The organism is Bradyrhizobium sp., assembly GCF_004799405.1.
Classification (GTDB): domain Bacteria; phylum Pseudomonadota; class Alphaproteobacteria; order Rhizobiales; family Xanthobacteraceae; genus Bradyrhizobium.
This window is the reverse complement of the sequence record NZ_SSMW01000118.1, coordinates 1-6015: the sequence shown is the minus strand read 5'-3', so window position 1 is coordinate 6015 and position 6015 is coordinate 1. Positions and strand designations below refer to the sequence as shown.

Below are 6015 nucleotides of genomic sequence, written 5' to 3'. Positions count from 1 at the left end.
GGTCTTCGACGGCAACAACATCCTGCCGTGCGAGGGAGAAAGCCTGGTGCCGTCATTTGCGTCCGCCTATAGCGGCCGTGGACCGCTGTTCTGGGAACACGAAGGCAATGCCGCGGTCCGCGTCGGCAAATGGAAACTGGTGCGGAAATATCCCGGTCCCTGGGAACTTTACGATATGGAAGCCGACCGTACCGAAATGCACGATCTTGCCGCGCAGCATCCCGATCGCGTCCGCGACCTGAGTTTGCAATACACCGTTTGGGCCAACCGCTGTGGCGTGATACCGCGCGAGAAGATTCTCGAATTGATGAAGGCGGAAGGCGGCACGGCGTTCTGGGAGGAAGAGAAACAAGGATAGGAGCGCGACACCGATCGCAGACTTTGAAATGACCGAAGGTGCTCCCCGCTGCTGCGCAAGCGGCCGTATCGGCGATATCCGGGCGACGTCGGCCGAATCCGCCGTAACGCCCGAAAGGATCGAGCCGAGCCCGATCGATATCGCGCGCCGCTGGAGCCGCCCGATAGGCGGATCTTTCACCATGGGATCCGATAACACGCGATTTCCGGAAGACGGTGAAGGGCCGCCGCGCCGGGTAAAGCTGCGGGACTTTTCGATCGCGTGTCATGCCGTCAGCAATTTGCAATTCGGCGACTTCGTGCGTGCAACCGGATACGTCAGCGACGCCGAACGCTATGGCTGGAGCTTCGTATTCGAAGCTTTCTTGCCCTCGGCCACCAAACTCGCGATCGGCAGCCGGACCGCCGGCACGCCATGGTGGGTACCGGTGCCGCACGCCTATTGGGCGCAACCGGAAGGCCCGCCGAGCACGATCCTCGATCGGCTCGATCACCCTGTGGTGCATGTTTCATGGAACGACGCGAAAGCCTATTGCCGGTGGTCGCGAACGCGATTGCCGACGGAAGCGGAGTGGGAGTTCGCGGCGCGCGGCGGCATCGAGCAGGCAATCTATCCCTGGGGCGACGACCTGACGCCGGACGGCGAGCATCGCTGCAATATCTGGCAGGGAGACTTTCCGGTTCATAATTCCGCCGGCGACGGCTACGCCGGAACGGCGCCCGTCTACGCCTACAAGCCAAATGGATATGGCTTGCACAACATTGTGGGCAATGTCTGGGAATGGTGCGAGGATTATTTTTCGCCAGACTATCACCGTGTCACTGCCGCCGAGGATCCGCTGCAGCGCGAGCAAACCGCCAATCGTTCGCTGCGCGGCGGCTCGTATCTCTGCCATGAATCCTACTGCAACCGCTATCGCGTCGCGGCGCGCAGTTCCAATACGCCGGACAGTTCCTCGGGCAATATCGGATTCAGGGTGGTTCGCGACGATGATCACGGGCAATCCGGCGATTCCGAACAATGAATACTATTCGATCAAATAGATCGGGCTCGACCACGCCTGATGGCCGTCCGCCTGCGTCACCCGCACGTAGACCGGCAGGTCGGCGCCGCCCTTGAACGTGGCTTTATGCTCGAGCGTCAACCGCCGGCTCCAGTCCGCCTCGGGCAACCGGTAGACACTGAGTTTGCGGCCCAACCCGCCGCCATCGAACTCGACCTTGCCGTCGGCGAGTCGGCCGAGGTCTACCTCACCCGACACGATGTTGGTCTCGACCTGCAACAGGCCGGCCTGCGCCTTGTCAAGCCACAGATCGATGCCGGAAAGGTTGCCGGTCGTCACCGAGGTCCAGGCCAGCGACGCGCCCGGGGTCGCTTCCAGCACCTTGCGTTCCGGATTGAGAAAATTCACCGGCGCAAAGCGCGCGATGCGATTGCCGGTGACCGTGAGCTTGCCTTGCCAAACGGTCTCGCGCCCGCGGCCGCGATATTCAGCCCCCTGCCACAGGATTCGTATCCGGCGGCCGAGGTCGGCAGCCCTGAACGGGCGCGCCGACTGAACGACTTGCGTGCCGTGGAGCACGTCGACACGTTCCAGCGGCGCCGTTCCGATCGCCTCAACCGACAGCTTCATCGGCACGGCCGCGGGGCGGATGATGTCACCCATCATGGCTTCCCGTACCGCAAGTTCTCGCGCCGGACCAAGCTGCGGATCCTCGGAGAATCCGACGACATCCTGCTCGAACGAGCCGCGCACATCGAGGAACAGGCGCGTGCCGGTGGTTCCGTAGTGCCAGCGCCTGCGCAGCGCTTCGAACAGCGCATCGCGCGTCAGTTCCGGCATGAAATAACAGGACAAGCCTCCGATCGCACCGAAACTCGACGCACCGGGTGTCGTCGCTCCCGGACGCCCCTTGTGGTCATCGCTGTGGCAGACCACGCCGACGCGGTAGCCCTTCTCAAGCGCGTCGTGCAAAATCCATTCGAACGTTCCCCAGGTCGAATGCACCTCGACGCAGCGCTCGACGCGCCCGTCATGCGCATATTTGACGTCGGCATAGCGTCCGCCGACGTGGGCGATGACACGGCAGTTCTCGCCGCTCAAGGCATCGAACAGTTTGTCGGCGGTATAGACCGCGTCGCTGGACGTTTCGCCTTCGACCAGGATGTGGGAGGAGCGGCGTATCGTCCGTCCTTCATGGCGAAAGAACACATTGCGGTCGCCGCCCATGCCGGTATTGCCCGACCATTCATAGCCCGGCAGGCAGACGAACTTGCCGGGTTGATCGAACCGCGCGGTCAGTTCGTTCAGCTCTTTCCAGAATCCATCGGTGATCTGGAAATCGTTGCCCTGATGGCCGACCATATCGATGAAGGCCTTGTCGCGGGCGTAGTGAAAATACTCTTCCGCCGTGCCCATGCCGATGGTCTCGCCGCTTTGGCCATGCAGATCGGCCCAATAGCGCCGGATCGGCGCCGACGTCACGACCCGGAGCGGGTTGGCACGCGCAAGGATGCGGCCATCGGCCGATACTTTCAGGTCGATATCGCCGGCACCATTCGCGACCAGATTTTCTATCACACGCGGGCCATCGCCTTTCTTGATTGTAACGCTGTCGGGCAGTCCGCCAACGGGCAGTGACGTTTCAAACCTGAGCGTCCCCGAGGCGTCCTCGGTCGGGTTGCCCCACATGTCCTCGGCGACGATCGCAAGGCGAAACGGCTCGCCAACGACCGCGAGCGAAGGCAGGATCGCCTTCCAGCTTGCCGCCGGTCCCGCTATCAGGTCGAACGATGGCTGCTCCGGCAATTCGCAGAATTCGTAAGCCGCAAACGCATCGACGGAGGTGCGAAGCTCGACCTTGTTCTCGACGTTGGTCTGCAGCCGCAGACCGGGCGATCCCTGCCTCCGGTCGCCGAGTCGAATGGTCAGCGTGTCCCCGGCACGCAGATAACCGCGCCCGATACGGATCAACAACGTGTTGGCGTAGGGGCGAATGTTGAGGCGATCGTACCAGACCTCGAGTTTTGCGCCGTTGCTTGCCTCAACGGTGGTAAAATTCGCCGCCTCCGGCTTGGTGAATTGTGGTTTGCTGAAATCCGACGTGGTCCGCCACGACACTTTCACCATGCCGGTGTCGTCGATGCCGAATGTCCCGGCGGTGTAGACCAGCACGAGTTCGGCAAGAGACCCGGCGACGAACGGCCCCGGTGTTGCAAGTTTGATGGAGCCCATCTGCCGGGGAAGGTATTTTGAATATGGCATGTTGATTCATGGCCTATGGTATAGTGCCGTTTTCCAGGTGGAGCAGGATAAGATGCCCGGGCCGGCGGCGATTGAGGAGTGAGGTTGGATGATGAAGTTGCGTTTTGTCGGATTGGTTCTGGCTGTTACAACCTGCGCTCCCTTGGTGGCCGCGGCGGGAGAATGGCCGGACCATCCGATCCACTTCATCGTTCCATTCCCGGCTGGGGGTTCGACCGATATCGCCGCGCGCGTCATTGGCGATTATCTGTCACGCACGCTTGGCCAGCAAGTTGTGATTGAGAATAAATCGGGCGCCAACGGCAACATCGGCATCGAGTATGTCGCAAAAAGCGCGCCGGATGGCTATACGATCCTGATCGGGACGGACGCGGTCAGCAGCAACCCGCACGTCTATAAAATGGACTTCGATCCCCTGAAGGAGCTGGTTCCGGTGGTCGAGATTTCCCGCCAGCCGATCGCATTGGCGGCCAATCCTTCGCTCGGGGTCACCACGCTTGCTCAACTGACCGAACTGGCGAAGAAGCAACCGGGTCTCGGTTTTGCGACCGGAAGCGGCGCCGGTTCGCCACAAGCCATGGTTGGGCTGTGGTATGCGAAGCTTGCCGGCATCACGCTCGAACAGGTGCCCTATCGCGGCGGCGGCCAGGCCATCAACGATCTGGTAGCCGGGCATATCAAGCTCGGATCGCTTGGGACGACGCCGCTGGTCCCCTATTGCAAGACCGGCGGCCTCAACCTGCTGGCTCAGTCGATGACGAAGCGTTCGCCGGCGCTGCCAGATGTGCCGACGTTTCAGGAATCGGGCCTCGATGGTCTCGTGATCGATCAACGAATTGGCGTGTTCGCACCGGCAGGCACTCCGCCCGGGATCGCCACCCGTCTCAACAGCGAGGTCAACGCGGCGCTGGGCGACGAGAAAGTTCGCAAGATCTTCAACGACCAGGCGCAAGAGCCTGCCGGCGGAACTGCGGAGCAGTACGCGAAGCTGGTGCGTGACGATTCCGACAAATATGCGCGGCTGGTAAAAGAACTCAATGTGAAGGTGGAATGAGAAGACTTCACCGATACCATTCCATGATGTTCTTCTGCACAAGACCGCCAGCACCTTATTCTACCCGTCGATGATAGCCACCGCCCGGGTCCAGCCCGCCGAGGCGCGCTCGATCTTGACCGGGAAACACGACACGGTGAAACCGGTCGAGGGCAAGAGCTCCAGATTGTGCAGCTTTTCGATGTGGCAGTAGCCGATGTGGCGGCCGGCCTTGTGGCCTTCCCAAATCAGGCTGGCGTCCCTGGTTTCGGCGTATTTCTTCGCGGTGTGGACGAACGGCGCATCCCAGCTCCAGCCGTCGATGCCGGTCAGCCGCACGCCGCGTTCAAGCAGATACATCGTGGCCTCATAGCCCATGCCGCAGCCCGAGGTGACGTAATCCTGCCGCCCGTATTTGACGCCGGCGCTGGTGTTGACCACCACGATCTCCAGCGGCGAGAGCGTGTGTCCGATACGCCTGAGTTCCGTTTCGACATCCTTTGCGGTCGCCACGTAACCGTCGGGCAAGTGCCGGAAGTCGAGCTTGACGCCGGACTGCAGGCACCATTCCAGCGGCACTTCGTCGATGGTCCATGAGCGCTCGCCGCGATTCATGGTGGGATGGAAATGCCAGGGTGCGTCGAGATGGGTGCCGTTGTGGGTCGAGAGCTGCACCTGTTCGACCGCCCAGCCCTGTCCGTCCGGCAGATCCTCGGCCTTCAACCCCTCGAAGAACTGCAGCATGCGCGGCAGGCCCTGCTGGTGATCGATATAGACGATGGTGGGGTGTCCGCCGGGCGGATCGGCCGGTACGTCGTTTTGCAGCGGAACGGAAATGTCGATCAGTCGCCTGGTCATATGCGCTTCCTCGCCGCTGACGCTTGAGTTTCGCAGACGCTAGCAGCGCCCCATCGATTTTTCAAACAGCCCAACGTCATTGCGAGTCAGCGGTTCGCACTCTCACGGCGCTAAGGTCGTCATGCTCCGCGAAGGCGGGGCATCCAGTACGCCGCGGCTTATCGATTCAATCATCAGCGTCTCTGGAATACTGGATCGCCCGCCTTCGCGGGCGATGACGGCTGAGGGTAAATCTTTTTAGCAAACACAATTTCGCAATCTCGCGGCGCAATGCGCCCGAGTTTTGCGAGGAACCTTCTGCTCTCTGAAATCAGAGGGCGCAGGGAATGCCGGGCGCCCAATGCGCCCGCAGCCTGGCAGGGCAGAAAAACAAGCCATGCCAGCAAAGTCACCATGGTCACACCGGAAATCACCCGGCATTCCCCGCACAATGGTTTTACGGCTTATTTCGCGCTCTCCCCGGTGACCGGGCTTTGTTGCCACCGTCGCCGGCGGATAACT

General features: G+C 61.5%; 4 protein-coding genes and 1 pseudogene. 3 read left to right on the top strand and 2 right to left on the bottom strand.

Annotation, left to right across the window (positions count from 1 at the left end):
• Positions 1–358, top strand: a pseudogene (locus E7813_RS18010) (arylsulfatase); the annotation flags it as partial.
• Between the two features lie 28 nt (positions 359–386).
• On the top strand, positions 387–1382 hold the full coding sequence (locus tag E7813_RS18005; RefSeq protein ID WP_291576113.1) for a formylglycine-generating enzyme family protein: 996 nt from the start codon (positions 387–389) through the stop codon (positions 1380–1382).
• Between the two features lie 3 nt (positions 1383–1385).
• Here E7813_RS18005 and E7813_RS18000 read toward each other — a convergent pair whose 3' ends face one another.
• On the bottom strand, positions 1386–3623 hold the full coding sequence (locus E7813_RS18000) for a DUF3604 domain-containing protein (protein ID WP_291576111.1): 2238 nt from the start codon (positions 3621–3623) through the stop codon (positions 1386–1388).
• Positions 3624–3711: 88 nt separating this feature from the next.
• Between E7813_RS18000 and E7813_RS17995 the strand changes: the two genes are divergently transcribed.
• Positions 3712–4677, top strand: coding sequence for a tripartite tricarboxylate transporter substrate binding protein (locus E7813_RS17995; protein WP_291576109.1), 966 nt, complete (start codon positions 3712–3714; stop codon positions 4675–4677).
• 60 nt (positions 4678–4737) lie between these two features.
• On the opposite strand, the gene E7813_RS17990 is transcribed toward E7813_RS17995, so the two are convergent.
• Positions 4738–5514 carry a cyclase family protein gene (locus tag E7813_RS17990; RefSeq protein ID WP_291576107.1) on the bottom strand — a complete coding sequence of 259 codons (777 nt, stop codon included), beginning with the start codon at positions 5512–5514 and terminating at the stop codon, positions 4738–4740.
• Positions 5515–6015 lie beyond the last annotated feature (501 nt).

Coding starts and splice junctions, on each gene's coding strand:
- E7813_RS18005 (WP_291576113.1), top strand. CDS start 387: ATGACCGAAGGTGCTCCCCGCTGCTGCGCAAGCGGCCGTATCGGCGAT.
- E7813_RS18000 (WP_291576111.1), bottom strand. CDS start 3,623: ATGCCATATTCAAAATACCTTCCCCGGCAGATGGGCTCCATCAAACTT.
- E7813_RS17995 (WP_291576109.1), top strand. CDS start 3,712: ATGATGAAGTTGCGTTTTGTCGGATTGGTTCTGGCTGTTACAACCTGC.
- E7813_RS17990 (WP_291576107.1), bottom strand. CDS start 5,514: ATGACCAGGCGACTGATCGACATTTCCGTTCCGCTGCAAAACGACGTA.